This is a genomic window from Rheinheimera gaetbuli (genome assembly GCF_054781935.1).
In genome coordinates this window covers 418,192-442,629 of the sequence record NZ_BAAGTL010000028.1, presented here as the reverse complement: position 1 = coordinate 442,629, position 24,438 = coordinate 418,192, and the positions used below count along the sequence as shown (strand labels likewise).

The window sequence follows — 24,438 nt, the reverse complement described above, 5'->3', positions numbered from 1 at the left end:
CCGCTATGACTGAGCAACATGTTCCGCTGACTGATTTTATCGAATATCCGCCCGAGCAAATGCTGGCGCGCGCCAAGCAGCATCTGGTAGATCTGCGCCGGCGTCACTCTATCCGTAAGTTTTCCGACCGGCCGGTAGCGCAGCAGCTGATAGAACAATGCATTCTGGCGGCTGGTGCAGCCCCTAGTGGTGCTAACCATCAGCCGTGGCACTTTGTTGCTATTCAAAGCCCAGAGGTTAAGCAGCAAATCCGCATTGAAGCTGAAGCGCTGGAGCAAGGTTTCTATGCAGGCCGCGCCGGCGAAGAATGGCTGGATGCCCTTAAACCACTGGGCACCAATGCCACTAAAGCCTATTTAGAAACCGCGCCCTGGCTTATCGCGGTGTTCAGCCAAAAGCGCGGCGGCGTTGATGCGGCCGATGATAAAACCAACTATTACGTGCATGAATCGGTTGGCCTGGCGACCGGCTTTTTGCTGCAAGCACTGCACCACGCCGGCCTTGGCACCTTAACCCATACGCCGAAACCGATGAGCTTTTTAAGCAAAATTTGTGGTCGCGACAACGACAACGAGCGGCCTTATATGCTGATAGTCACTGGCTATCCGGCAGAAGACGCCACAGTGCCGGAGCATGCGCTGAAAAAGAAAACACTGCAGCAGATCTGCAGCTTTTTGTAACGCAGCATGGCTATAGATATTTAGTTTTAGCAGGTGAAATAATCAGCCTATGAAAACATTGTTGGTATACACCGGCTTAACGTTGCTGAATTTTATTGTGTGCTTGTTTATTTTTAATTATTCCTTTAACCAACAAGCTACGCCGTTTTTAGTTGAAGAACAGCGAGTTGATAGCGGTCTATTGATGCTACAGACCACATTACCCGCCTATCTGGTGTGGTCAGTGATAATTAGTTTAGTGTTCTATTGGATTGCAAGAAAGCTAAAGAGCAATCGTTAACAAGTGATGAGTTTGTAAACCAAAGAGCCCGCTTTCGCGGGTTTTGCTTTTCTAGTTTGTCAGTTACTGCTTGGTGCTCTGGCCAGACAATGTGCGCAGTTTCTCTGGCGTTTCATGACTTCTCGGTTAAATACCCCGTTAACACTGCATATAAGCTGGTTGCCGGTTTTATTTACATGCTATAGATTAGGTACTTAACGCGGGGGCGCAGAAATATAACGCACAGCTCCGGAAATATAAGGCAAGCTCGTTTTTTCAGAATGTGATAATAGTATCTGAAAATTTACGGTTATTTTTCAGTGGATTACATGGGATTATTCCCTCTGTAGGAATTGAGAAAATGAGCATACACAATAATAAAATGTAGCCATAACGGAGTAATCATGACAGTTAGAGTTATTCAGTTCACAAATAGTGAACTACTAGCAATAAATTTAGGAGCAAATGTAGTGAACATAACCGACCAAGCGAAAATAAAACAAACGATTTCCACGTTGATTTAAATTTAACTTGGGTGCCAGCACCATCAAATGGCTAACAAGGCTATTGTTGCAACTGTTCTGGCTGAGAGGGCTTACGCTAAGTACGCCTGCACCAAAGCTTTGCGTTAACCAATAATTTTAGACAAGGTAGTTTTATGAAGCAAATATTGGATGCTATTGATGGTGCGATAAAAAGATTGGTGTCCCCAACCGCTATGATAGTTGCGGCTGCGCTATTGGCTCAAGGATCAAAAGGCGATGGTGCGACGCCTTTTATCATCAAAGTACTTATTTGGATTTTAAGTATTTTTGCTCTTGGCTATTTAATTTTATCTTACCTAGTCGCATTCAAGGAAATTGAAGCTTCCGGTTACTCTAAATTGAAAACAGGATTTATTTCACTCGCATTTATGCTTGTATATTTTGTATTAGTTCTTGCGGGTATAAGGTTTGGAATTGATAAAATTGGCTAACAACCCGCGTCACTCAGGGCCTTCGGCCCGGGCTCACAAGTTCGCGCGCATGCGCGGGGCGTTATGTTAATGCTATCTCATTGAGAGAAAAGAATAAAAATGGATAATACGGATTTAACAAAAGTTCTCAGATTTATAGAAGAGAACATGAGAGTCACCGAGCAAACTTCTATCGAATATCTTGATTCCCAGGGAGCAATTGATCGGTTAAAAATAAAACAAAACCATATTGTTTTTGGGCGCCGTGGTTCTGGTAAATCACTGCTACTAAAATCACTACGCGATATCGCTGAGGTGGAATGCATCAGTGTCAATTTAGAAGATTTTAAAGATATTAGCTTTCCCAATTCAATCATTCAGGTTCAAAAGGCAATAATTAAACAGCTTATCCCTAAGGTTGCCTCCAAACATCCTTGGTACACACTTGATTCAATTAAAAAATATTTTCCTCTGAAGAGGCGTCTTACTAAGCAAATAAAATCACTAGATCACCACCTTTCTCACCCTGATTTATACGACCAAGAGGTTAAAGAGAAAAGCTCAAAGAAAGGCACTGCTAAGGCAAAAAGAAAAGCATTTGGCGGAGAAGGCGAAGGCACGTTCGAGGCATCTAATGAAACTGAGCTATCAAAAAAATTAATGGTAGATAAGCTCGACATTTTAAAAAATGATTTGTCGAATATAAAAGAGCTTTTTTCAGATGTAGCAAATTATTTAGGGAAAGAAATATTTCTAATACTTGATGATTTCTATTTTATTCGAAAGGATGAACAGCCCTATTTTATAGATTTCTTTCATCGTGTATCAAAAAATATTCCTTTATACATTAAGGTCGCAACGATTCAACATAGAAGCAAGCTGTATATTCAAAACGAAAGCTATGTGGGGGTTGAACTTCCTCACGATGCGCAACCTATATACCTCGATTACGGCCTCCAAGACTTTAATCGCCTCGTTTCCTTTAAAAGAGCACTTTTGGCGCATGTCAATCAAAAGGCCGGAGTAGATGTCGACTATAACAGCCTCATCACAGATAACGCATTTAGATTTTTATGTTTAGCGTCCGGCGGTGTTCCAAGAGACTTTTTTAGTCTTCTAATTTCTTTGGAACCTTTATTTGGGGGGGAAAGGTCTATTTCAAAGCCTAATGTTATTGAAAAGGCAATTGAAAATTTAAAGAACAAGATGGATACTTTGAAAAAAGATGCTTCTGACGAGGAAGTGCTCTTAGAGCATTATTTGCGGGTAATTAGAGAAGAGATTATCGACCATAAAAGATGGAATGCTTTTCTATTGTCAAATTCAGAGGTGCAAAAGTACCCGCAAATCAACCAAGCAATCAAAGAACTTGTTGATTTAAGATTTATCCATTTGGTTAACCCTAATACGAGCGCGGCTAGTAGTGATGGAACTCGGTACTCAGCATATATGTTAGACATTGGTTTGTTTCCGAATGCAAATCCCAGAGACTTTCAGCAAGTCGAGCCAGGGCAAACGGATGATAAGCATAGACAAGATAAGATAAGATCAGCCCCAAAATTAGATTTAGAGTCATTCAGTGCTCAGATTGCTGCGCTTAAATTACCGCGTGAGCTTGAGGTAACCGAACAGTGATATCACATATCAATCAAAGTCACCGGACAGCTGATGCTGCACGGCGCTTTGTGCGTTAGCTATAGTCGAAATAAGTATTAAGGTCTGCAAAGACAAAGCCCGCAAAAGCGGGCTTTGTCTTTTAACAGTTAGCTGTTACCAGCCGCACTGCATACCTTTGTTCTGCTCGTCTAAGTAAGCTTGAAGCGGGGTGAAGTAATCCAGTATTGCGGTGGCATCCATTTCTGGCTTGCCGGTTACTACCTCAAGTGCTTGCTGCCATGGCTGGCTTGAGCCCATTTCCAGCATCTGGTTTAGTTTGGCGCCAGCCTCTTTGCTGTTGTATATCGAGCAGCGATGCACCGCACCTTCGTTACCGGCGATATCACACAGCGCCTTATGAAACTGGAACTGCAAAATATGCGCTAAGAAATAACGGGTGTAGGGTACATTGCCCGGCACATGGTACTTGGCGCCCGGGTCGAAATCAGCTTCACTACGAGCAACCGGCGCGGCGACGCCTTGGTATTTTTCACGCAGTTGCCACCAGGCTTCGTTGTATTGCTCTGGCGTAATTTGGCCGTTAAATACCTGCCAGCGCCACTGATCGACTAACAAACCAAAGGGCACAAAGGCAATTTTGTCCATCGCCATTTTAAGCAACAGGCCAATGTCTTTGCTCTCATCCGGTACCTTATCCAGTAAACCAATTTGCTTTAAGTAATCTGGTGTGACTGACAAGGCGATAGTGTCGCCAATAGCTTCATGGAAGCCGTCATTGGCGCTTTCCTGATAGTACACCGGCTGATCTTTGTAAGCGCGCTGGCAATAGTTGTGTCCCAGCTCGTGGTGAATTACCGAAAACTCTTCAACGGTGCGCTGTATGCACATTTTAATGCGCAAATCGTCTTTGGCGTCTAAATCCCAGGCCGAAGCATGGCATTCTACGTCGTGATCGGCCGGCTTGGTAAACAGTGAGCGCTGATAAAAGGTGTCCGGTAGCGGGGCAAAACCCAGTGAGCTGAAAAACGCTTCGGCACCGCGGACCATTTTAATTTCGTCGTAGTTATGTTTTGCTAAAAGTTCGGTAACGTTATAGCCCGGATCGGCATCTTTCGGTGCGACTAAAAAGCAGAGCTCACCAGCAACGTGGTGAGTGACAGGTTAAATGTGGTCATAAGGGTACCTTTAGCATATCGTTATAGTTATTGGCGCCAACAGTATAGACAGGACAACATAGCTAATGCCAGTGGCTGACGTATCAGTTATGTTGTTTTTGCTGCAACTGCCACATGCGGGCGTATTCACCATTAGCGGCTAACAGCACATCATGGGTGCCTTGCTCGGCCAGCTGGCCATGTTTCAGCACAATAATATTGTCAGCATCGGTAATAGTAGACAGCCGGTGAGCAATGACCACACTAGTATGGTTGCGCGCCACTTCACGCATCGCTTGAAGAATGGCCTGCTCTGAGCTGGAGTCCAGCGCCGAGGTGGCTTCATCAAACAGCAGAATAGGCGACTTTTTCAAAATAGCGCGGGCGATGGCAATACGCTGCTTTTCGCCACCGGAGACTTTTAAGCCACGCTCACCCACTACAGTAGCATCACCCTGTGGCAGGCTGTCGATAAAGCTGCGCAGGTGGGCAAGGTCAATGGCCTGCTCAATCTCTGCTTCGTCGGCATCGGGGCGGCCGTAGCGAATATTATCGCGAATGCTGTTATTAAACAGCACCGTATCTTGCGGCACTATAGCAATGGCGCGGCGCAGGCTGTCCAGTGTTAGCGTGCTGATATCCTGACCATCAATACAGATACTGCCGCCACTGACACTATAAAAGCGGTATAGCAGCCTGGCGATAGTGCTTTTACCGGCACCGCTGGCACCAACGATGGCCACCTTGCTGCCGGGGGGCACGCTAAAACTGAGCTGCTGTAAAATCGGCCGCTGGCTTTGATAGCCAAACTCAACCTGGTTAAACTCAATACTGCCCTGTACCAGCGCAAGCGGTTTGGCATCTGGCCTATCAACAATCTGCGGTGTACGCTTAAGTAAGCCAAGCATATTTTCCAGATCGGTTAACGCACGTCGAATTTCGCGGTACACAAAGCCTAAAAAATTCAGCGGCAAAAACAGCTGGATCATATAGGCATTTACCATCACCAAGTCACCCAGCGTCAGCTGTTTGTTGACCACTTCATCGGCTGCCAGCCACATTAGCGCGGTAATAGCAGCGGCAATAATCAACGCCTGGCCAGAGTTCAGTGCCAGCAAACTTAAGCGGTTTTTTAACCGCGCTTGCTCCCATTTTGCTAAAAAGCTGTCATAGGTTTGCGCCTCATACTGCTCGTTATTAAAGTATTTTACCGTTTCATAGTTCAGCAGGCTGTCGATAGCGCGGCTGTTGGTGGTGTTATCCGCCTGGTTGGCTTCGCGGGTGTATTTGTTACGCCACTCGGTAATAAACACAGTAAAGAAAATATAAATACCGACAGCCAGCACAGTAACCAGCGAATACAGCGGTGAAAACAGCGCTGCGAAAATAACGGCGACGGCCAGAATTTCAAACAGGGTGGGCGCGATATTAAACATTAAAAAGCGCATTAAGAAACTTAAGCCGTTGGTACCGCGCTCTATATCCCGGCTGATACCGCCGGTTTGCCGGTCCAGATGAAAAGACAATTCTAAACTGTGAAGGTGCTTAAATACTTTAAGGCCAAGCTGGCGCATGGCATGCTCGGTAACCCGGCCAAACAGCGCGTCACGTACTTCACCAAAAAACACCCCGGCAAAGCGCAGGCCACCATACAGTATTAACAGCGCCACAGGCACCAACAATAAGCTGTGTTGGCCACTGTCCAGCGCGTCAACAATGTGTTTTAGTGCCAACGGCATCAGTAGCACCGCGGCTTTAGCAGCGATTAATGCCAGCAGTGCCAGCACAACGCGGTACTTAAACTGCCACAAAAACGGCCATAGCATGGCCAGCGTTTGCTTAAGGTTGGTGGCGTGCGGCCGTTTTACCGGTTGTGGTTGTTTTGCTGCAGAGCGCATACCGCGCATGAAGGTGTCCTTGCTACGACGTCAGGCATAGGTGCAAAGGTACGCGGTATCTACTGCCACCTGCAACTGAAATTTGCTGTTTGCCGGCACTTCAAATTGCTGGCCACGGCTGTAGGTTTGCCAGCCGTTAGCACCTGGCAGCAATACCGTTAGGGCACCGCTTACTACTGTCATCACTTCATGTTGGCTGGTACCGAACTCATAGTCACCCGGTGCCATTACACCAACCGTTGCCGGCAACTGCTCCCCGGCAAAGGCAATAGACGCCACTTTGCCGTCAAAATATTGGTTTACTTTAAACATCTTATTCTCCGTTATCTAAGCTCTGTCACAGTAAACCTGATCTGGGCTACAGATGGAAGTAGCCAGCTTAAAATCAGATGGCTTTACGGCCGGTTATTTGACTTATACAGCGCTTTGTTGTTTTTGTAAGAAATATTGACGTTTATATGTAATAAAATAATTGTTACAAATTAACTAAAGTTAATGAATGTGCCACAAAAGCGTTTTATATTCGGTTGTCCTTAATAAAACAATCAGGGAGCACAAGAATGAAAATCAGGACATTATCAGCAACTATCGCCATGTTACTGGCGCCGGCAGTTTCTGCCGATCTGTTTATTTCCGAATATGTTGAAGGGTCAGGCAATAATAAAGCGCTGGAGCTGTTCAATCCAACTGCCAATGCGGTCTCGCTAGATGGCTATGCAATAAAGGTTTATTTCAACGGCAGTGCTAATGTTGGTACAACGATTAATCTGGTTGGTACAGTGCAGCCGGGCAGCACCTTCGTATATGCATCTTCAAATGCGGCGGCCGAACTGGTGGCTTTAGCTGACCAGACATCGAACCAGAGTTTGTGGAACGGCGATGACGCCATTACGTTGGAGAACGCCGGCGTTGTTATAGATTCAATCGGCCAGATCGGCTTCGACCCCGGCTCAGCCTGGGGCAGTGGCAGTATTACCACGGCTAACGATACGTTGCGCCGGGCTGCGGTAAGTTATGATGCAGAACCTTTTGATACCTTTGAGCCGGCTGATCAATGGCTGGGTTTTCCTCAGGATGATTTTAGTGATATTGGCCTGTTTAATGGTGAAGGTGGTGGGCCAACAGATCCAGATCCCGAGCCGGACCCCGATCCGATATTGGTTTGTGGCGAGCCAGCCACGGCCATTTCTGCTATTCAGGGCCCGGGTGATGTCAGCCCCTTGCTGGGCGCCGTAGTGCAGGTTGAAGCTGTGGTGACGCAAACGCTGCCGGGGTTACGTGGCTACACTATTCAGGCCTCTGATGCCGAGCAAGATGGCAACCCGATGACCTCTGAAGGCGTATTTGTTTACGTCAACCGCACTGATATTGATGTTACAGCTGGCCAGCGCATACGCTTGTTGGCCACAGTGGCTGAGTTTAATGGTCATACACAGCTAACGAATGTTAGCGCCAGCCTGGATTGCGGCCGCAGCGACTTACCTGCCCCTACACCGCTGACATTACCGGTAACCAGCATGGCTGAGTTGGAAGCAGTCGAGGGTATGCTAGTGCGGTTTAACCAGACGTTAACGGTTAATGACACCTTTACCCTGGGCCGTTTTGGCGAGCTGACCCTTTCTAATGGTCGTCGTTATACGCCGACTCAAGTAGTAAACCCTGGGTCAGATGCCATAGCGCTGGCGGCAGAGCATGCATTAAATAAAATTGTACTGGATGATGCCAGCACAGTGCAGAACCCGGCTACTGTGCCCTATCCGGTTGGTGGCTTATCTGCAGCTAACACTGTACGTAGCGGCGACACTGTTGTTAATCTGACAGGCACTATGCATTACGGTTTTAACCAGTACCGCATCATGCCTACGCAAACGCCTGACTTTATTCAGAGTAACCCGCGTACGGCTGCACCACAGTTGTCGGTAGGCGGTAATGTTAAAGTCGCCAGCTTTAACGTACTAAATTATTTCAATGGCGATGGTTTAGGCGGCGGTTTCCCAACAGCACGCGGTGCCGACAGTGCGTTAGAGTTTGAGCGGCAGCGGGCGAAAATTCTGGCTGCAATGGTGGCGCTGGATGCCAGTGTTATCGGCTTGATGGAAATAGAAAATGACGGTTATGCCTCAACCTCAGCTATTGCCGATCTGGTCATGGGCCTTCGCAGTGCATCTGGTAATGACAGCTGGCAATTTATAAATGCCGGTGGGCCGATAGGCACAGATGAAATTGCCGTAGGCTTAATTTATCGCGCCGACCTGGTTGCGCCGGCTGCACCCTTGTTGATACTGGATTCCGGTAATTCCGCATTGGATGAACAAGGCCAGGCTCTGTTTGATGATAGCCGCAACCGGCCAATGCTGGCACAGCGTTTCCGTGAGCTGGAGACTGATGCCGAATTTACCGTGATGGTAAACCATTTAAAATCGAAAGGTTCAGGCTGTGGCGCAGGCGATGCCGATAGCGGTGATGGCCAGGGCAACTGCAATATCAGTCGCACCCGGGCTGCAAAAGCTATTGGTATTTTTGCTGACGCACAGTTTGCTGATATTCCAGCACTGGTTATTGGCGATCTGAATGCTTATGCCAAAGAAGATCCTATTGTCACTCTGGCGCAGGCAGGCTATCACAATGTATTCGAAGTCTTAGGCAAAGTACCCAGCCATGGTTATGTATTCTCGGGCTTGTCAGGTTCGCTGGATCATGCCCTGCTAAACGACATGGCACTGCAACATTTAGTAGATGCTACCAAATGGAATATCAACGCCGATGAGCCTATAGCACTGGATTACAATGTGGAGTTTAAATCAGGGCAGCAGCAACTGGATTACTATGCTGCAGATGCGTACCGCTCGTCAGATCACGATCCGGTAGTGGTGTCGCTCAATTTGCCAGCCGTTGTACCGCCGCTGGATGTGACGTTAGAGCTGCTGCGAACTGTACGCTCGCGTTCGGGCCAAAGTTTGGTGCAACTACGCTGGGATGGCAGTGCCACAGATTTAACTCTGTATCGCGACAATGTAGCGGTGCGTGAGCTAAACCGCTCTGGCCGGGTAAATGACAGCTTCCGCTCTAACGCAATTAGCGTCACGTACAAAATTTGTCAGCAGGCGACAGCCAGTTGCTCGGCAGATTTGGTGGTTAACTTTGATTAACTGTTTGGTTATGGCTAAGCCGTAAATAAAAACGCCGGCGTCAGCCGGCGTTTTATTCGCAGCAGAATAACGCGTTATGCTGCTTTTACTTTCTTGTCTGTCTCTACCGCACCCGGCCCTTGCTGGGTCAGGGTTTTGTCTGCGGCCAGATAGGCTGGCTCAAAGTCATCAACGTTGATGGCGAACAAGCGGCCTTTTTCTGCGGTACGCAATATCTCAGCTTCGGCTTCGCTAATTACTTTTAGCTCTAAACCTAAGTCTGCCACTTCGTTTAAGCGGAAAAACGGCAACCGTTTACCGGCAGCGTGCGTTACCTTGTCAAACACTGGTTCTGCTGCCAGAACATCCAGTAATGCCTGTTCCATTAAACCGAGCTGGTTTTGCGGCTCGTTGGTTAAGTACATATGGCTGCCTAAACGCGAACGTGCTTCGCCCGGCGTTTGCATAATACGGGCAACTTTGTGCTCGATAATGTCAGACGCTTTACGCAGCGTACGGCCCCATGGGAACACCACGCGTTTTAATACCACGCCCACTACGCGGTTAGGGAAGTTATCAAATAACTCGTTTAACGCTAACTGGGCTTTGGCCAGGTTGTCTTCACACGCCCATTGCACCAGGGGTAAGTCATCAATTTTACGGCCTTCGTCGTTGTAGCGTTTTAGCACGGCGGAGGTAAGGTATAACATACTTAAAATATCACCCAGCCTGGCAGAGATGCGCTCGCGGCGTTTTAAATCACCCCCCAGCGTACCCATCGCTACGTCTGACATCAGTGCCATAGCGGCGCTGAAGCGGTTCATTTGCTTGTAGTACTTCGCCGTAGCATCGCCGTATGGTGCACTGCTGAAGGCTCCACCGGTTAACGATAACCAGAAGGTACGGAAGAAGTTGCTGATAGCAAAACCGATATGGCCAAACAACGCTTTATCAAAGGCGGTAACCGCCGCACCTTGATCGTCCAGCTGTGCTGCTTGTAATTCAGCCAATACATAAGGATGGCAGCGAATAGCGCCCTGACCATAAATAATCATATTACGGGTTAAGATATTGGCGCCTTCTACCGTGATAGCAACTGGTGCACCCTGGTAACCACGGGCCAGATAGTTATTCGGACCCATACAAATACCCTTACCACCGTGTACATCCATGGCATCAATAATCGCCTGACGCATCCGTTCAGTCATATGGTATTTGGTAATGGCCGAGATAACAGATGGTTTCTCGCCTAAATCAATTGAGCCTACCGACATGGTGGTAGAAGCATCGGCCATGTAGGCGTAACCACCAATGCGCGCCATTGCCTCCTCAACGCCTTCCATTTTACCAATAGGTAGCCTGAACTGACGACGAATCCGAGCATAAGCACCGGTAGCTAAGGCTACCGCTTTGATACCACCTGTGCTGTTTGATGGCAGGGTGATAGCACGACCAACAGACAAACATTCTACCAGCATACGCCAGCCCTGGCCGGCCATTTTGGCACCACCAATAATGTAATCCAGCGGCACAAAGATGTTCTCACCCTGGGTTGGGCCGTTTTGAAACGGCACATTTAGCGGGAAATGGCGACGACCAATTTTTACGCCTGGCGTGCTAACCGGGATAAGCGCACAGGTAATACCCAGCTCTTCTTCATCACCTAACAATTTTTCCGGGTCGTACAGTTTAAAGGCTAAGCCCAGCACGGTGGCAATAGGCGCCAGCGTAATATACCGCTTGTTCCAGGTAAGCCGCATGCCGATAACTTCTTTGCCTTCCCATTGGCCTTTACAAATAATACCGGTATCAGGAATTGCACCGGCATCTGAACCGGCTTCCGGGCTGGTCAGCGCGAAACACGGCACTTCAAGGCCCTTGGCCAGGCGGGGTAAATAGTGTTTTTTCTGTTCGTCGGTACCGTAGTGCTGCAACAGCTCGCCCGGGCCTAACGAATTAGGTACCCCAACAACACTGGATAACACCATGCTTTTACTGGTTAATTTTTGCAGGACGCAAGATTGAGCGTAAGCAGAAAACTCCAGACCACCATATTCTTTTTTGATGATCATGGCGAAGAAGCCTTTGTCTTTCAGGTACTGGTATACCTCTGGCGCTAAATCAGCACGTTCATGGGTAGTGTGCCAGTCATCGACCATCGCCAGTAATTCTTCTACCGGACCATCTAAAAACGCCTGCTCTTCTGCGCTTAAGCGTGGCACCGGAAAATTGTGCATCTTGTGCCAGTCCGGGTTGCCGCGGAATAAGTCGGCTTCCCACCAGGTCGTGCCGGCGTCAATCGCTTCTTTTTCCGTGGTAGACATTTCCGGCATAATTTTGCGGTATAGTTTCAACAACGGTTTGGTAAGGTATTGCTGGCGTATTGAGGCGATGTTTAATGGCAGTGCTATAGCTAAAAAGACTAGCCAGCTTAACGTGCCAACAACATCAAAGGCGCTGCCCACAGCTAATATAATAGCAAAGGCTGCGGTAAACATAGTAAGGCTGGCTCTGTTGTAAGCCAGCACACCAACGGCAGCTATCAGCACTGCCCATAGAATTAACATTTCCATCTTTTGCTCCTGATAAGAGGTCAGACCACTACTGCGAGCTAGAGTAAAGCGCTTTAACTAAAGTTGCAAGCCTTTACGTGTTATGTTGTATAAAGGCATTGTCAACTTAGGTTGCAACTCGTAGGCTTATACGCTTAAGCATAGCTTGCTGGTTTAGTTTCGTCCGCTGTTGCTGCGGTGTATAAGGGGTAATATGTGCGAATTGCTGGGAATGTCGGCTAATGTGCCTACCGATATTTGTTTTAGTTTTAAAGGCTTAAAAGAGCGGGGGGGCCGCACGGGGCCACATAAAGATGGTTGGGGCGTAGCATTTTATGAAAATAAAGGTGTTTGTACTTTTAAAGATGCGCTACCAAGTTATCAATCTGAAATTGCCCGGCTGGTGTCTGACTATCCGATAAAAAGCTGCGCCGTTATTGCCCATGTGCGTCAGGCAAATCGCGGCAGAGTGGCGCTGGAAAATACTCATCCGTTTAGCCGTGAGCTGTGGGGCCGTTACTGGACCTATGCGCACAATGGCCAACTAAGTGGTTACCAACAACTACCGGTTGCGCGCTTTACCCCGGTAGGTACTACCGACAGCGAACGCGCGTTTTGCTATCTGTTAAGTGAGTTGGATAAGCGTTATCCGTATAAAGCACCCAGTCGCAAAGCGGCGTTTAAGTTTATTCAACGCCAATGCAAGACGTTGCAAAAACTGGGCGTATTTAATATGTTGCTGACCGATGGTGAATACTTGCTAACTTACTGCACCACGAAATTACACTGGATAACCCGCCGTGCACCCTTTGGTGTAGCGCGCTTGTCAGACGTAGATGTAGATATTGATTTTACTACTCAAACCACACCCAATGACGTGGTAACCATTATTGCCACTGAGCCACTGACCAACAATGAACAGTGGCACAAAATGCAGCCAGGTGACAGTCAGTTGTTTCGTTACGGTGAGCCGTTAGCCTGAACCTGAGGTTGTAGCCATTCCAGTTTGTGCAATTGCACATCAAACTGCTCAACGTTATCTTCACCGCGCCACAGGCGTACCAACATGTAATCAAGCTCTGGCGCAAGCCAGGCGTATACTTGTTTATCGTTGCTGCTGTCGGTTCGGACAATACGAACGGTGTTAATGTTGCCATAAGGCAGTGGCAGCATTTCTTCGGTAACCACTTTATAGTGATACATTTTGCTGTTGCCGTTGCGGTTTAGTACGTTGTAATGGAATTCAGTTTTGCCAGCTTTTAAATCCAATGCCAGCTGCAATTGATAACTTATTTGGTCTTGCCAGTCATTCTGCCAGTTAACCGCTTTAACTTTCTTTATTTTACCCTCAGACAGGGTTTTGTTAACCGGGTCAAGATTTAGCTCGTAGTAACGGTTTGGTCCGCTGCCTGAGCGTTGCATAATATAACGCAGCGGCTGAATTTGGCCATCCTGTACACTAAAGTCAGAGGTTTCCTGGCGCTTATCAGAGAATATCATCCAGCTGATATCACTGCTGTATCCTAACTGGTACTGGTTGTTTTCCCGGGTAAGGTAACGCTGTGCGTCACCATGTTTTTTACCGGCACGGTAGACTATGTAGTCGGCTTTAAAGCCATTAAATACCGGAGCTTGTTGGGCTGGCACTGCTGTGCTCAACGAGGTCAACAGTAAAAAAGGCGCCCATAAGCGCCAGTTATTCATCATCATCATTGGCGTAACCGTTGGCTGCTAATACTTTGCCATCCAACATTGCCTGATCTGCCTGCTGTTGTAAACGGTTTTGGCAAAACCAACGCACCACGAGCGGGTAAATGCGATGCTCCTGATCGTGCACGCGCTCAGCCAGGCTTTGTGCATCATCATCACTAAACACCGGCACTTTAGCCTGCAAAATTACCGGGCCGCCATCTAGCTGTTCGGTAACAAAATGCACACTGCAACCGTGTTCGCTGTCATTATTATCTATGGCACGCTGATGGGTATTCAGGCCCTGATACTTCGGCAGCAATGATGGATGGATATTCAACAACCGACCGTGGTAACGCTGAACAAAAGCCGGCGTTAAAATTCGCATAAAACCGGCAAGGACGACCAGGTCCGGTTGATGTTGATCTATAGCGTCGGCCAGGGCGATATCATAGTGCTCGCGGTCTTTAAAGCTGTTATGGCTTAATATCTGAGTACTCAGCCCGGCTTCATTCGCACGCACCAGTCCGTAGGCATTACCTTTATTGGCAATGACGGCGCTAATTCGCCCCGGAATAAAACCACTGCTGCAGGCATCGATAATGGCCTGCAGGTTGGAACCACTGCCGGAGATCAGTACTACTATAGATTTCATCGCCAGCCTTATTCGTTGATCACTACCAGCTCGTCACCGTCTGCTGCAGATTGAATTTCACCCAGGTGCCACACGGTTTCGCCAGCATCCTTCAGGATACTGATAGCCTGTTGCAGTTTATCCTGTGGAACCACTACTAACATACCCACGCCGCAGTTAAAGGTGCGGTACATTTCATGACGGCTGATATTGCCTTGTTGCTGCAACCAGTTAAAAATGGCTGGCCACTGCCAACTGGTGCCGTCGATAACCGCTTTGGTATTTTCTGGCAGTACGCGCGGAATATTTTCCCAAAAGCCGCCGCCGGTAATATGACACAGAGCGTGCACCGGGGTTTGCTTGAACAGGTTAAGCAGGTTTTTTACGTAAATGCGGGTAGGTTCCAGCAAGTGATCCGCCAGTGATTTGCCCTCAAGCAATGTATCCGGACTCTGACCGCTAACTTCTAATACTTTACGGATTAACGAGAAGCCGTTGGAATGTGGGCCAGAGGATGCCATAGCGATTAATTGATCACCCGGTTTTACCTTGCTGCCGTCGATAATATCGGCTTTTTCTACTACTCCGACACAAAAGCCGGCGATGTCGTAATCTTCGCCGTGGTACATGCCTGGCATTTCGGCGGTCTCGCCACCCACAAGAGCGCAGCCTGATTGGTAGCAGCCTTCAGCAATGCCATTAACGACAGCTGATGCTGTGTCGACATCTAATTTGCCGGTGGCGTAATAATCCAGGAAAAACAGCGGCTCAGCACCTTGTACGACCAAATCATTAACGCACATGGCCACAAGGTCAATGCCTACGCCGTCGTGGCGTTTTAAATCCATGGCAAGGCGTAATTTGGTGCCAACACCGTCAGTACCTGATACGAGAACAGGCTCTTTATAGCCGGCCGGAATTTGACACAGGGCGCCAAAACCACCTAAACCACCCATAACCTCAGGGCGACGTGTGCGTTTGACTGCGCCTTTAATACGTTCTACCAACGCGTTACCTGCGTCAATATCAACTCCGGCGTCTTTGTAGCTTAACGATGTTTTCTGCTCGCTCACGGCAATCCTCGAATGACTGAAAGTGGAAAGGCTAAAAATTGGCGGCATTTTACCTGCATAACGCCTCAGACAAAAGCCTTACTGCATAGCATTTGCCATCGCTTGCTTAACATAATTTTTCAAACTGACGCTGTTGTCTTGAGTGATCTTGTAGTAACATGTTGAAGCAAAAGGAAATTCTTTGTCATGGTGTTGCACGTAGATAAAAGGCGCAGTGCTATCAACTTGATTCTGTTGCCAGTGGCCACCAGAGGTGGCAATAAATACCTCGCCGATGTAAGCACCTAGTATGTTGCACAGGGTAAAAATCATTTCAACGGAATGTTTTTGCGCCAGCTCGCGCTGGTGTAGCTCTGACAAAATAACATCAACCTGCACCAGGCTAGCCAGGCTGGTGTCCAGAGTAATCTGATGTTCTTCAGCGGCATAGCGCACAGCGTCTTGCGCGGCGGCCTGCATAAGTTCGCTTAGTTGTTGTAATTGCATAAGTGCCTCAGGTTTTATTGTGAACGGCAAGCAGCAGCTGCCGTAGTTGTTTACTGCCTGGCCCAAGCGCATCTTGTTGCGGCGCAATTAAAGAAATGCTGGCCAAACGCTCGCTACTGTTGGTTACTTTTAGTTGCACCAGCGTGCCATCTGCAATAGCTGTTGCCACCATAAAATCAGGTAGCCAGCAAAACCCCAGGCCCAGTTGCAGGATCTCTATGGCTTCATAAAAGTTGTCCACTGTCCAGCGCTGTTCTGCGCGCAGCCAGCCGGCATTTTCCTGCGGTTTTTGTGCTGTATCCCGTATTACCAGCTGTAAGTGCTGGCTTAATTCGTTCTGGTCTAGTTCTGGAATGGCAGCCAGAGCGTTGTTCCGGCCAGTAACCGGCACAAAGCGGGTCGTGTAAAGCGGTTCACCCAGGTAGCCCTTTGGTACAACGGCAGACGCCGCGATAACCAGGTCTGCGCGCTTTTGCTGAATAATTTCGGCTGTGCCGGTAATAACACTGTCTATCAATTGAATGCGGCTGCCACGGCTAACAGGATAAAATGCTGCCAGCGCCTGGTTCAGATAGTGCCTGGGGTAGGCCAGCTCAACTGCGATACGAATTTCCGGCTCCCAGCCCTGGTTAATATTGGCTGCCAGCAGTTCGAGATCTTCTACCTGCTGGGTTAGCAGCCGCGAGCGGCGCAGCATAACTTCCCCAGCCTCAGTCAGATAAGCTTTGCGGCCACGCACTTCCAGTAGTTCAACACCGAGCTGGGTTTGCAATTTGGCCACGGCATGATTTAGCGAGGATTGGCTTTTATTTAGTACGTCCGCAGCCTGCGCATAGCCACCGGCATCAACTACTGCTTGTAGTATTCGCCATTGCTCCAGAGTTGAACGGGGACGGTAAGGCATAGCGGGCGCTCACTCCTGTGGCATTAAATGTTGGCGATGATCACCGATCTTAGCGGCGCCGGATAACCTTCTATGGTTTTACTATGATCAGTTGCATCGAGAAAATCAATCAAACTTTCATTTTCCATCCAGGCGGTTTTACGCTGCTCGTCTAAGCTGGTGCAGTTTAAATCTACCAGCCGCACATTGCTAAAGCCTAAGCGCTGTAGCCAGTGCGTTAACGCCGCTACGCTGGGAATAAACCAAACGTTACGCATTTTAGCGTAGCGCTCTCCCGGTACTAATACTGTGTTTTCGTCACCTTCAACCACTAAGGTTTCCAGGATCAGCTCGCCACCAGGACGTAACTGGTTTTTCAGCTGTTGCAAAAAATCTAACGGTGAGCGACGGTGATACAACACGCCCATGGAAAACACCGTATCAAATTGCTTCAGCGCTGGCATCTCGTCTATACCAATAGGAATAAGATTTACCGCAGGGTCAGGGTTAAAGTGTTTAATGGCTTGAAATTGCGCATAAAACAGCTGCGACGGGTCAATGCCGACGACAAATTCAGCACCTTCACCACGCATACGCCACAGGTGATAGCCACTGCCGCAGCCTACATCCAGCACAGTGCGGTTTGTCAGGGGGGCAATATGCGGCAGTACCCGATCCCACTTAAAATCAGAGCGCCACTCGGTATCAATATCAATGCCATGAATGTTAAACGGCCCTTTACGCCAGGGCTTTAATTGTTGTAGCAAATAGCGGATTTGTTGCGCTTCGCCACTGCTGATATCGTCAGCAGCACCAAACTGCACGGCATGTTTTAATTCAATCACCGTCGGCGTTGTTACAGGTAAGTTGCTAATGGTTTTTTGCCATTGTTTAAAGTCGCCATGCAGCGCCTCTTTGCTCCAGGCGGCCATTTGCGCCGGTAAGGTTTCTAACCAGTTATGCAGTTTGTTGTGTGCCAGTTGGCCGTAAAATGAGCTGAAATCGAGCATAGCTAACCTTATAAAGTGGCGGCGTTATTTGATGGCGACCATTGAGCAGAAATTAAAACACTGAAACCACAGCGTTTGGCTGCTAAAACCGGCCTGTTGCAAGCGTTGCTGATGTTCACTCAGGGTGTCAGGTTTCATCACGTTTTCCAGGGCGCTGCGTTTTTGGCTGATTTCCAGCTCGCTGTAGCCGTTGGCACGTTTAAAGTCATGGTGTAATTCAACCAGCAACTCGTTAGTTTGTGTGTCGTTATTAATAAACTTTTCTGACAGGAGCAATAAACCGCCCGGTTTTAAGCCCTGATATACGCGGCTAATCAGGGCATTGCGATCTTCTTTAGGTAAAAACTGCAGGGTAAAGTTAATTACCACGATGGCGGCGTTTTCAATGGTTTGCAGTCTGATATCTGCCAGCTTCACCTCAACCGGTACCTCTGAGCGAAACGCCTGCAAGTGCCGCTCACAGCGCTCCACCATCGCACTGCTGTTATCCACGGCAATAATTCGACTGTTACTGGCAGTGATATTGCGCCGCATTGCCAGGGTTGCTGCACCTAAAGAACAGCCCAGATCGTAGTAGTGGCTGTCGGCCTGTTGAAAACGGCTGGTGAGCTTACCAATAGTCTGAATAATGGTCTGATAACCCGGCACTGAGCGTTGGATCATGTCAGGAAATACGTCTGCGACCTGGTCGTCAAAGCGAAAATCCTGAATCTGAGCCAATGGTTCGGCGAAAATAGCATCTTTTTGCATAGTATTTTATCTGCTGGTAGCGTGCGGCTTTAAGCGCGTATGTGAAACAAAGTGGTGTTATTTTACCTTAAATACCACGAAACTACAGCAAGCTGAATTGCTGCTCGCCAGGCCAGGGGGCGAGGCAGCTGTGTACGTAGGTTAGATCTTGCGCAAACTGGCGGCATAACTGCGGTGCCAGATGATTATCCGGAGTATGAAAAAAGCAAAACGGGCTTTTGCCTTCGTCCAGCCATTGCTGCACTTTTTTTAGCCAGGGTTGATAAAACTGCCGGTTTATTGCCATATCATCGGTACCGATAAAGCGCAGCACCGGAGTTTGGCTGAAACTTATAGCATGCACCGGTACGCGGGGCTTTTTGGCTTGAGCATCGGTTAATGCCTGCGTGGTTGCAGCCACCGAGAATAAGGCCCTGCTATCAATGACCACTCGTTCTGCGCCGAAGTGTTGCAGCATTTTATGCAGTTGAACTTCGTATTGACCCTTATCAAAAAACGCCGGGTGGCGCACTTCTAATGCGCAGCGATACTGTTGGCTGATCTGAGCAACCAAATCGCTGATTTGAGCAATGTCGGCCGGACCGGTGCGGGCAGGTAGTTGCAGATGTATCAGGGCCAATTTGTCGCCAAGCTGTGCCATACGGTTAAGCCAGTCTTGTAACTGCGGCAAGCTGTCCGCGTCGCCATGATGGCTGATACGCTGCGGTACTTTTAACACAAAACGGAACTGTTCGGCTGTGTCCTGCTGCCAGCGGGTTAAGGTATCATCCGACGGGTCGGCATAAAAAGTGGTATTGCCCTCGGCGGTGTTAAAAATACGGCTGTACTGCGCCAGATACTCTACGCTTTTTGTGTCGGCAGAGAACAGGGCGTTTTTCCATTTCGTATTGGCCCATACCGGGCAACCAAGATATAACATCACTGACTTGACCTTAACTGAGTGGCAGCGTAAAACTGAAACATCTTACAGAGGAAGCATAACATAGTGATATTGCGATTTTTTATCTGTTTGCTATTGATTGCCGTGGATGTCAGAGCTACTGAGGATGCCGCTACGCTGCCGGACCCGCTGGTGATAACCATCAGTAATGATACGTTTCCTTATATGTTTACTGACGAACAAGGTCAGGCTGCCGGTTTGGTTGTTGACTATTGGCAAGAAGTGGCAAAAAGAAACGGTATTACCGTGCGCTTTGTTGCCACAGACTGGCCACAAACACTTGATTTGCTTGAAGCTGGTCAGGTGCATTTACATGGTGGTATTGCGCGTACCGATGAGCGCTCTGCACGTTATGCTATGGGGGCGACGGGCATTGCAATTTACAGCAATATTTTTGTCCATCGCGATATTCCGCATTTAACCAGCCTGTCGCAACTTATGCCGTTTGCTATTGGTGCAGTAGATAAATCCAGCCACATAGGCACTATATTACAGCAGTTGCCCTCGGCTTTTATAAAACCCTATCCGACCGTAACGGCGATGTACGATGCAGCGCTGGCCGGCGAAATCAGAGTAATGACCGGGCTGGATAGATTGCCACCGCGTTATAATCGCTACAATGAACTGGTGGCGCAGTTCCCGCTGTACCGCAAAATCCCTCTGCGTAATATCGCGCTTAGCTATGCAACCGACAAAAACAGTACGTTACTGCCGTTAATTCAGCAAGTAACCCGCGAGATCGAACCGTTATTTCTGGAGCGGCTTGAACGGCGCTGGCTGGGTGTAGCTGCCGATGATGATACTCTGTTGCTTGGGGTGCCAATAGACAACCCGCCTTATATGCATGTTAGTCAACAGGGCGAGGCGCAAGGTTTATTTGTTGATTTATGGCAGCAATGGGCGCAAAAAACCGGCCGTAAAATTGCTTTTGTGCCGGATACCTCGCTAAACAATTTGCATAATCTGGCTAAAGGCCGTATCGATGTGCTGGTGGCTTTTCCCAATAACCAGAACTTACCAGTGGGTATAATACCGGCTTATCATTTGTATAATTTTCCATCAGAGTTTTTTTACCTTAAGCGTCAGCCCTATGCAGATTTAGTCAATGTACAAGGTGGCAAAGTAGGTATTTTTGCCAACGCTCCTTATATAGAGCAATTGCAGCAACGTTACCCCAGGCTGGAGTTTGTCCGCTACCGGCAATTACCTGAGATGCTCGATGCAGTGATCAATGGCGAGCTAATTGGTTTCTTCGGCGCCTCAGCTATCATTCCGCAACGCTTAAAGCAGCTGAACCTGGCTGATATATTTGCCTCTGTTGCCGGGGCAAAAATGGTTTCACCGATGTTTAGTTTGGTTCAGCAGTCGCAAACAGAGCTGGCAGAGCAAATCCGCCGCGGTTTTGCCGAGTTGCCACTTGATATACTGGTGCAGACAGAGCGGCGTTGGTTGGATGATCAGTCACAACATTACTTCTCACGCTTTGAGCAACAAATCCCGTTGACGGACAATGAGCGCAGTTGGTTAGAGCAGCACAAGGTATTGCGCGTAGGGATGTTGCGCAACTGGCCACCGATGGAACTTACAGATGAAAGGGGGAATCCGGCTGGTGTAACAGTAGATATGTTTAACCTTCTGGCTGAACGCTTAGATACACAATTTGAATTTCAGTTGTTTGATGATTTTAACAGCATGTTGGAGCAACTGCGGCTACAGCAATTGGATATGATCGCCAATGTATCCGATAAGGAAGATAGGCACAGCTATGCCCTTTTTACCGACGTGTTTTGGCCAATGCAGCTTGCTGTTGTTAGTGACAGCTCGCGCAATGCTATCACCCGCACGTCAGATCTATATGGCAGCAAAGTAGCCATTTATCAGGACTACGAGTTGGCGCGGCAATTATCGCAATTACATCCACAAATCAGTGTGGTCCCAGTAGAGGACCTGGAGCAAGGGCTAACGTTGTTGCAACGCAAAGAAGTTGACTTTGCCCTTGACTCGGTGGAATCGGTAAGTGAAACACTAAAACACACCGGCGTGCTCGGGCTTAGAGCCTATGTAGTCGATGACTTGCCGTATTACGCCTCGCTGATCGCTGTGCGCAAAGATTACGCGCCTTTGCTGGTAATGCTAAACAAAGGCCTGCGCAGCATCAGTCCGGAAGAACGACAACAGTTGTATCAAAAATGGTTTAGTTTTCAGATCACCCAGGGCATCAACCAGCAACAATTGAACAACTTAATGTGGCGTATCGGTGTCGTTGTTGCGGTGTTGCTAATTTTTGTGCTGCTGTGGAATGTATTGCTAAGGCGTGAGGTGGGTTTAAGGCGTAAAGCAGAGCAAAAAATGCGTTTTATGGCGACACACGACGAATTAACACAGCTACCTAATCGCAGTTTAATTAAAGAACGTATTGAGCAGGCGCTGCTACAGCACGCCAGGCATAATGAGATTATGGCGCTGCTATTTATTGACCTGGATGGTTTTAAAGAAGTAAATGATGCCCATGGTCACGATGCCGGAGACGAGTTGCTGTTAAAATTGGCGGGCCTGCTTGATAATGCTGTAAGAAAAAGCGATACCGTAGCCCGGTTTGGTGGTGACGAATTTGTCGTGTTATTAACCGGTTTACTTAGCCGTGACGATGCGGCAATAGTGGCAGAGAAAATATTGCATCAAATGAGCAAACCAATAGCTGTGTCTGTTGGTGAAGTAACGGTAGGCGCCAGTATAGGTATTGCAGTTTACCCCTACGACGGTACCGACAGTGCAAAACTGCTCAAAGTTGCAGACAGTCTTATGTACCGTATCAAGCAGCAGGGTAAAAATCGTTATTGTTTTTCTAAGGCGGTGTTTTAGCGCGAACGGGCAGTGACATTAGGCCTCATTTCTATATAATTAGCCGTCATTTATGTACTGCTGATTAGCAAGTAGAGGAAAGGTTTAATGCGTAGTCATTATTGCGGTTTGTTAACCGCACAATATGTTGGGCAACAGGTATCTTTGTGTGGCTGGGTTAACCGCCGCCGTGATCTGGGTGGGTTAATTTTCTTAGACTTGCGCGACCGTGAAGGCATGGTGCAAGTGGTTTGCGACCCCGATTTAAAAGACTTGTTTGACGTTGCCTACACGCTACGCAATGAATTCTGTATACAGATCAAAGGCCAGGTACGGGCGCGGCCGGACTCGCAAATCAATAAAGATATGGCGACCGGTGCAGTAGAGGTGTACGCCAGTGAACTGATTATCCTCAATAAAGCGGCACCGCTGCCGCTGGACTCAAACCAGAACAACAGCGAAGAGCAACGCTTAAAATACCGCTACCTGGATTTACGCCGGCCGATGATGACTGAACGGCTGAAGTTTCGCGCCAAAGTCACTAGTTTTGTGCGTAACTTTATGGATAGCAACGGCTTTATGGATGTAGAAACGCCTATTCTGACTAAAGCTACACCGGAAGGCGCGCGTGACTACTTAGTGCCAAGCCGTACCCACAAGGGCGAGTTCTTTGCGCTGCCACAATCGCCGCAGCTGTTTAAACAATTGCTGATGATGTCCGGTCTGGATCGCTACTACCAAATTGTTAAGTGCTTCCGCGATGAAGACTTACGCGCTGACCGTCAGCCGGAATTTACCCAAATAGATATTGAAACGTCTTTTATGAGCGCCGAGCAGGTCATGCAAGTGACCGAGCAAATGGTGGTAGAGATGTTTAATCAGTTGTTGGGTGTCGATTTAGGCACTATGCCACGAATGCAGTATTGGGAAGCGATGCGCCTGTACGGTTCAGACAAGCCGGATCTACGTAATCCGATGCAGTTTGTAGACGTCGCCGATTTATTAAAAGACGTTGAGTTTAAAGTGTTCTCCGGCCCTGCCAATGATGCCAAAGGCCGCGTTGTGGCGTTAAAAGTGCCGGGTGCTGCTGAGAAAGTATCGCGCAAAGATATCGACAACTATACCAGCTTCGTTGGCATCTACGGTGCCAAAGGCCTGGCCTGGATGAAAGTGAATGATGTTGCCGCAGGCGCGGAAGGGGTGCAATCACCGGTGGCTAAGTTTTTAACGCCGGACATTATTGCCACTATTATTGAGCGCACCGGCGCACAAAACGGCGACTTAATTTTCTTCGGCGCTGACAGCTACAAAGTGGTGTGCGAAGCCATGGGCGCACTACGCCTAAAACTGGGCGAAGATTTAGCGATTACCCAACCTGGCTGGAAACCGCTATGGGTAGTGGACTTCCCGATGTTTGAAGAAAACGACGATGGCAGTTTCTCCGCTGTGCATCACCCCTTTACGTCACCGCTGGATACCGCAGCCTTTTTAAATACCGCCAATAGCGAACTTGAACTGGGCAAACTGCTGTCTAATGCCTACGATATGGTATTAAACGGCACCGAGTTAGGTGGTGGTTCGGTGCGTATTCACAGCGCTGAAGTGCAGGCTAAGGTATTTACCTTGCTAGGTATTAGTGATGAAGAAGCCGCTGAAAAGTTTGGCTTTTTACTTGAAGCGCTAAAATATGGCACACCACCGCATGCCGGTTTAGCCTTTGGCTTGGACCGTCTGGTGATGTTGATGACCGGCGCTACGTCTATCCGTGATGTTATGGCGTTCCCAAAAACCGCTACTGCCGCTTGCCCGTTAACTGATGCCCCAGGCGCAGCTAACCCCGCACAGCTGGCCGAGCTTGGCATTGCCGTTATACCTAAAGCGCAATAAGT

Annotated in this window: 18 protein-coding genes and 1 pseudogene; 7 read left to right on the top strand and 12 right to left on the bottom strand. The window is 48.3% G+C overall.

From position 1 onward, the window contains the following. Positions 1–5 precede the first annotated feature (5 nt). The 3 genes from ACYVIC_RS18575 to ACYVIC_RS18565 all read left to right on the top strand — a co-directional run bounded on the left by ACYVIC_RS18575 (position 6) and on the right by ACYVIC_RS18565 (position 3,529). Positions 6–680, top strand: coding sequence for a nitroreductase family protein (locus ACYVIC_RS18575; RefSeq protein ID WP_460862343.1), 675 nt, complete (start codon positions 6–8; stop codon positions 678–680). 917 nt (positions 681–1,597) lie between these two features. Beyond that, on the top strand, positions 1,598–1,915 hold the full coding sequence (locus ACYVIC_RS18570; RefSeq protein WP_460862342.1) for a hypothetical protein: 318 nt from the start codon (positions 1,598–1,600) through the stop codon (positions 1,913–1,915). Between the two features lie 99 nt (positions 1,916–2,014). Then, complete coding sequence (locus tag ACYVIC_RS18565) at positions 2,015–3,529, top strand: hypothetical protein (RefSeq protein WP_460862341.1); 1,515 nt, start codon at positions 2,015–2,017, stop codon at positions 3,527–3,529. 135 nt (positions 3,530–3,664) lie between these two features. On the opposite strand, the pseudogene ACYVIC_RS18560 reads toward ACYVIC_RS18565, so the two are convergent. The 3 genes and pseudogenes from ACYVIC_RS18560 to ppnP all read right to left on the bottom strand — a co-directional run. Then, positions 3,665–4,627, bottom strand: a pseudogene (locus ACYVIC_RS18560) (M2 family metallopeptidase); the annotation flags it as partial. Positions 4,628–4,769: 142 nt separating this feature from the next. After that, complete coding sequence (locus ACYVIC_RS18555; RefSeq protein WP_460862658.1) at positions 4,770–6,491, bottom strand: ABCB family ABC transporter ATP-binding protein/permease; 1,722 nt, start codon at positions 6,489–6,491, stop codon at positions 4,770–4,772. Positions 6,492–6,593: 102 nt separating this feature from the next. Next, positions 6,594–6,875: a pyrimidine/purine nucleoside phosphorylase gene (ppnP, locus tag ACYVIC_RS18550; RefSeq protein WP_460862339.1), complete on the bottom strand. Its 282-nt coding sequence runs from the start codon at positions 6,873–6,875 to the stop codon at positions 6,594–6,596. 248 nt (positions 6,876–7,123) lie between these two features. Between ppnP and ACYVIC_RS18545 the strand changes: the two genes are divergently transcribed. Continuing rightward, on the top strand, positions 7,124–9,712 hold the full coding sequence (locus ACYVIC_RS18545; protein ID WP_460862338.1) for an ExeM/NucH family extracellular endonuclease: 2,589 nt from the start codon (positions 7,124–7,126) through the stop codon (positions 9,710–9,712). Between the two features lie 74 nt (positions 9,713–9,786). On the opposite strand, the gene fadE is transcribed toward ACYVIC_RS18545, so the two are convergent. Further along, the gene (gene fadE / locus ACYVIC_RS18540) at positions 9,787–12,264 is read right to left on the bottom strand and encodes an acyl-CoA dehydrogenase FadE (RefSeq protein ID WP_460862336.1); all 2,478 of its coding nucleotides are present in this window, start codon (positions 12,262–12,264) and stop codon (positions 9,787–9,789) included. 193 nt (positions 12,265–12,457) lie between these two features. Here fadE and ACYVIC_RS18535 point away from each other — a divergent pair, with 193 nt between their 5' ends. After that, the gene (locus ACYVIC_RS18535; RefSeq protein ID WP_460862335.1) at positions 12,458–13,225 is read left to right on the top strand and encodes a class II glutamine amidotransferase; all 768 of its coding nucleotides are present in this window, start codon (positions 12,458–12,460) and stop codon (positions 13,223–13,225) included. Here ACYVIC_RS18535 and ACYVIC_RS18530 read toward each other — a convergent pair. From ACYVIC_RS18530 to ACYVIC_RS18495, 8 genes are all read right to left on the bottom strand, one after another. Next, positions 13,204–13,956 (bottom strand): DUF3108 domain-containing protein, encoded by a 753-nt coding sequence (locus ACYVIC_RS18530; RefSeq protein WP_460862333.1) that lies wholly within the window; start codon positions 13,954–13,956, stop codon positions 13,204–13,206. The two genes, ACYVIC_RS18535 and ACYVIC_RS18530, sit on opposite strands and share 22 nt — an antisense overlap. Further along, positions 13,940–14,587, bottom strand: a complete 648-nt coding sequence (gene purN / locus ACYVIC_RS18525) for a phosphoribosylglycinamide formyltransferase (protein WP_460862331.1) — start codon at positions 14,585–14,587, stop codon at positions 13,940–13,942. Before purN ends, ACYVIC_RS18530 begins: the two co-directional genes overlap by 17 nt. Positions 14,588–14,595: 8 nt before the next feature. Then, positions 14,596–15,639: a phosphoribosylformylglycinamidine cyclo-ligase gene (gene purM, locus ACYVIC_RS18520; protein WP_460862329.1), complete on the bottom strand. Its 1,044-nt coding sequence runs from the start codon at positions 15,637–15,639 to the stop codon at positions 14,596–14,598. A gap of 78 nt (positions 15,640–15,717) precedes the next feature. Then, a complete protein-coding gene (locus ACYVIC_RS18515) occupies positions 15,718–16,125 on the bottom strand; it encodes a hypothetical protein (RefSeq protein WP_460862327.1) in 408 nt (135 codons plus the stop codon). A gap of 7 nt (positions 16,126–16,132) precedes the next feature. Continuing rightward, positions 16,133–17,029, bottom strand: a complete 897-nt coding sequence (locus ACYVIC_RS18510) for a LysR family transcriptional regulator (protein ID WP_460862325.1) — start codon at positions 17,027–17,029, stop codon at positions 16,133–16,135. A gap of 23 nt (positions 17,030–17,052) precedes the next feature. Further along, positions 17,053–18,018, bottom strand: a complete 966-nt coding sequence (gene cmoB / locus ACYVIC_RS18505) for a tRNA 5-methoxyuridine(34)/uridine 5-oxyacetic acid(34) synthase CmoB (protein WP_460862324.1) — start codon at positions 18,016–18,018, stop codon at positions 17,053–17,055. 24 nt (positions 18,019–18,042) lie between these two features. Next, entirely contained in the window at positions 18,043–18,768 is a 726-nt protein-coding gene (cmoA, locus tag ACYVIC_RS18500) for a carboxy-S-adenosyl-L-methionine synthase CmoA (RefSeq protein ID WP_460862322.1), read from the bottom strand. A gap of 82 nt (positions 18,769–18,850) precedes the next feature. Beyond that, complete coding sequence (locus ACYVIC_RS18495; protein WP_460862657.1) at positions 18,851–19,687, bottom strand: DUF72 domain-containing protein; 837 nt, start codon at positions 19,685–19,687, stop codon at positions 18,851–18,853. 66 nt (positions 19,688–19,753) lie between these two features. On the opposite strand from ACYVIC_RS18495, the gene ACYVIC_RS18490 reads away from it, so the two are divergent. Both ACYVIC_RS18490 and aspS read left to right on the top strand, forming a co-directional pair. Continuing rightward, entirely contained in the window at positions 19,754–22,570 is a 2,817-nt protein-coding gene (locus ACYVIC_RS18490; protein ID WP_460862320.1) for a transporter substrate-binding domain-containing protein, read from the top strand. A gap of 87 nt (positions 22,571–22,657) precedes the next feature. Then, positions 22,658–24,436: an aspartate--tRNA ligase gene (aspS, locus tag ACYVIC_RS18485; protein WP_460862318.1), complete on the top strand. Its 1,779-nt coding sequence runs from the start codon at positions 22,658–22,660 to the stop codon at positions 24,434–24,436. Positions 24,437–24,438: the final 2 nt, after the last annotated feature.

What these genes read in the sequence shown, in the direction of transcription:
- ppnP (WP_460862339.1), bottom strand. Translation starts at nt 6,875, where the DNA reads ATGTTTAAAGTAAACCAATATTTTGACGGCAAAGTGGCGTCTATTGCC.
- ACYVIC_RS18510 (WP_460862325.1), bottom strand. Translation starts at nt 17,029, where the DNA reads ATGCCTTACCGTCCCCGTTCAACTCTGGAGCAATGGCGAATACTACAA.
- ACYVIC_RS18555 (WP_460862658.1), bottom strand. Translation starts at nt 6,491, where the DNA reads ATGCTATGGCCGTTTTTGTGGCAGTTTAAGTACCGCGTTGTGCTGGCA.
- cmoA (WP_460862322.1), bottom strand. Translation starts at nt 18,768, where the DNA reads ATGCAAAAAGATGCTATTTTCGCCGAACCATTGGCTCAGATTCAGGAT.
- fadE (WP_460862336.1), bottom strand. Translation starts at nt 12,264, where the DNA reads ATGGAAATGTTAATTCTATGGGCAGTGCTGATAGCTGCCGTTGGTGTG.
- aspS (WP_460862318.1), top strand. Translation starts at nt 22,658, where the DNA reads ATGCGTAGTCATTATTGCGGTTTGTTAACCGCACAATATGTTGGGCAA.
- ACYVIC_RS18535 (WP_460862335.1), top strand. Translation starts at nt 12,458, where the DNA reads ATGTGCGAATTGCTGGGAATGTCGGCTAATGTGCCTACCGATATTTGT.
- ACYVIC_RS18545 (WP_460862338.1), top strand. Translation starts at nt 7,124, where the DNA reads ATGAAAATCAGGACATTATCAGCAACTATCGCCATGTTACTGGCGCCG.
- cmoB (WP_460862324.1), bottom strand. Translation starts at nt 18,018, where the DNA reads ATGCTCGATTTCAGCTCATTTTACGGCCAACTGGCACACAACAAACTG.
- ACYVIC_RS18575 (WP_460862343.1), top strand. Translation starts at nt 6, where the DNA reads ATGACTGAGCAACATGTTCCGCTGACTGATTTTATCGAATATCCGCCC.
- ACYVIC_RS18530 (WP_460862333.1), bottom strand. Translation starts at nt 13,956, where the DNA reads ATGATGATGATGAATAACTGGCGCTTATGGGCGCCTTTTTTACTGTTG.
- ACYVIC_RS18565 (WP_460862341.1), top strand. Translation starts at nt 2,015, where the DNA reads ATGGATAATACGGATTTAACAAAAGTTCTCAGATTTATAGAAGAGAAC.
- ACYVIC_RS18515 (WP_460862327.1), bottom strand. Translation starts at nt 16,125, where the DNA reads ATGCAATTACAACAACTAAGCGAACTTATGCAGGCCGCCGCGCAAGAC.
- ACYVIC_RS18570 (WP_460862342.1), top strand. Translation starts at nt 1,598, where the DNA reads ATGAAGCAAATATTGGATGCTATTGATGGTGCGATAAAAAGATTGGTG.
- purN (WP_460862331.1), bottom strand. Translation starts at nt 14,587, where the DNA reads ATGAAATCTATAGTAGTACTGATCTCCGGCAGTGGTTCCAACCTGCAG.
- ACYVIC_RS18495 (WP_460862657.1), bottom strand. Translation starts at nt 19,687, where the DNA reads ATGTTATATCTTGGTTGCCCGGTATGGGCCAATACGAAATGGAAAAAC.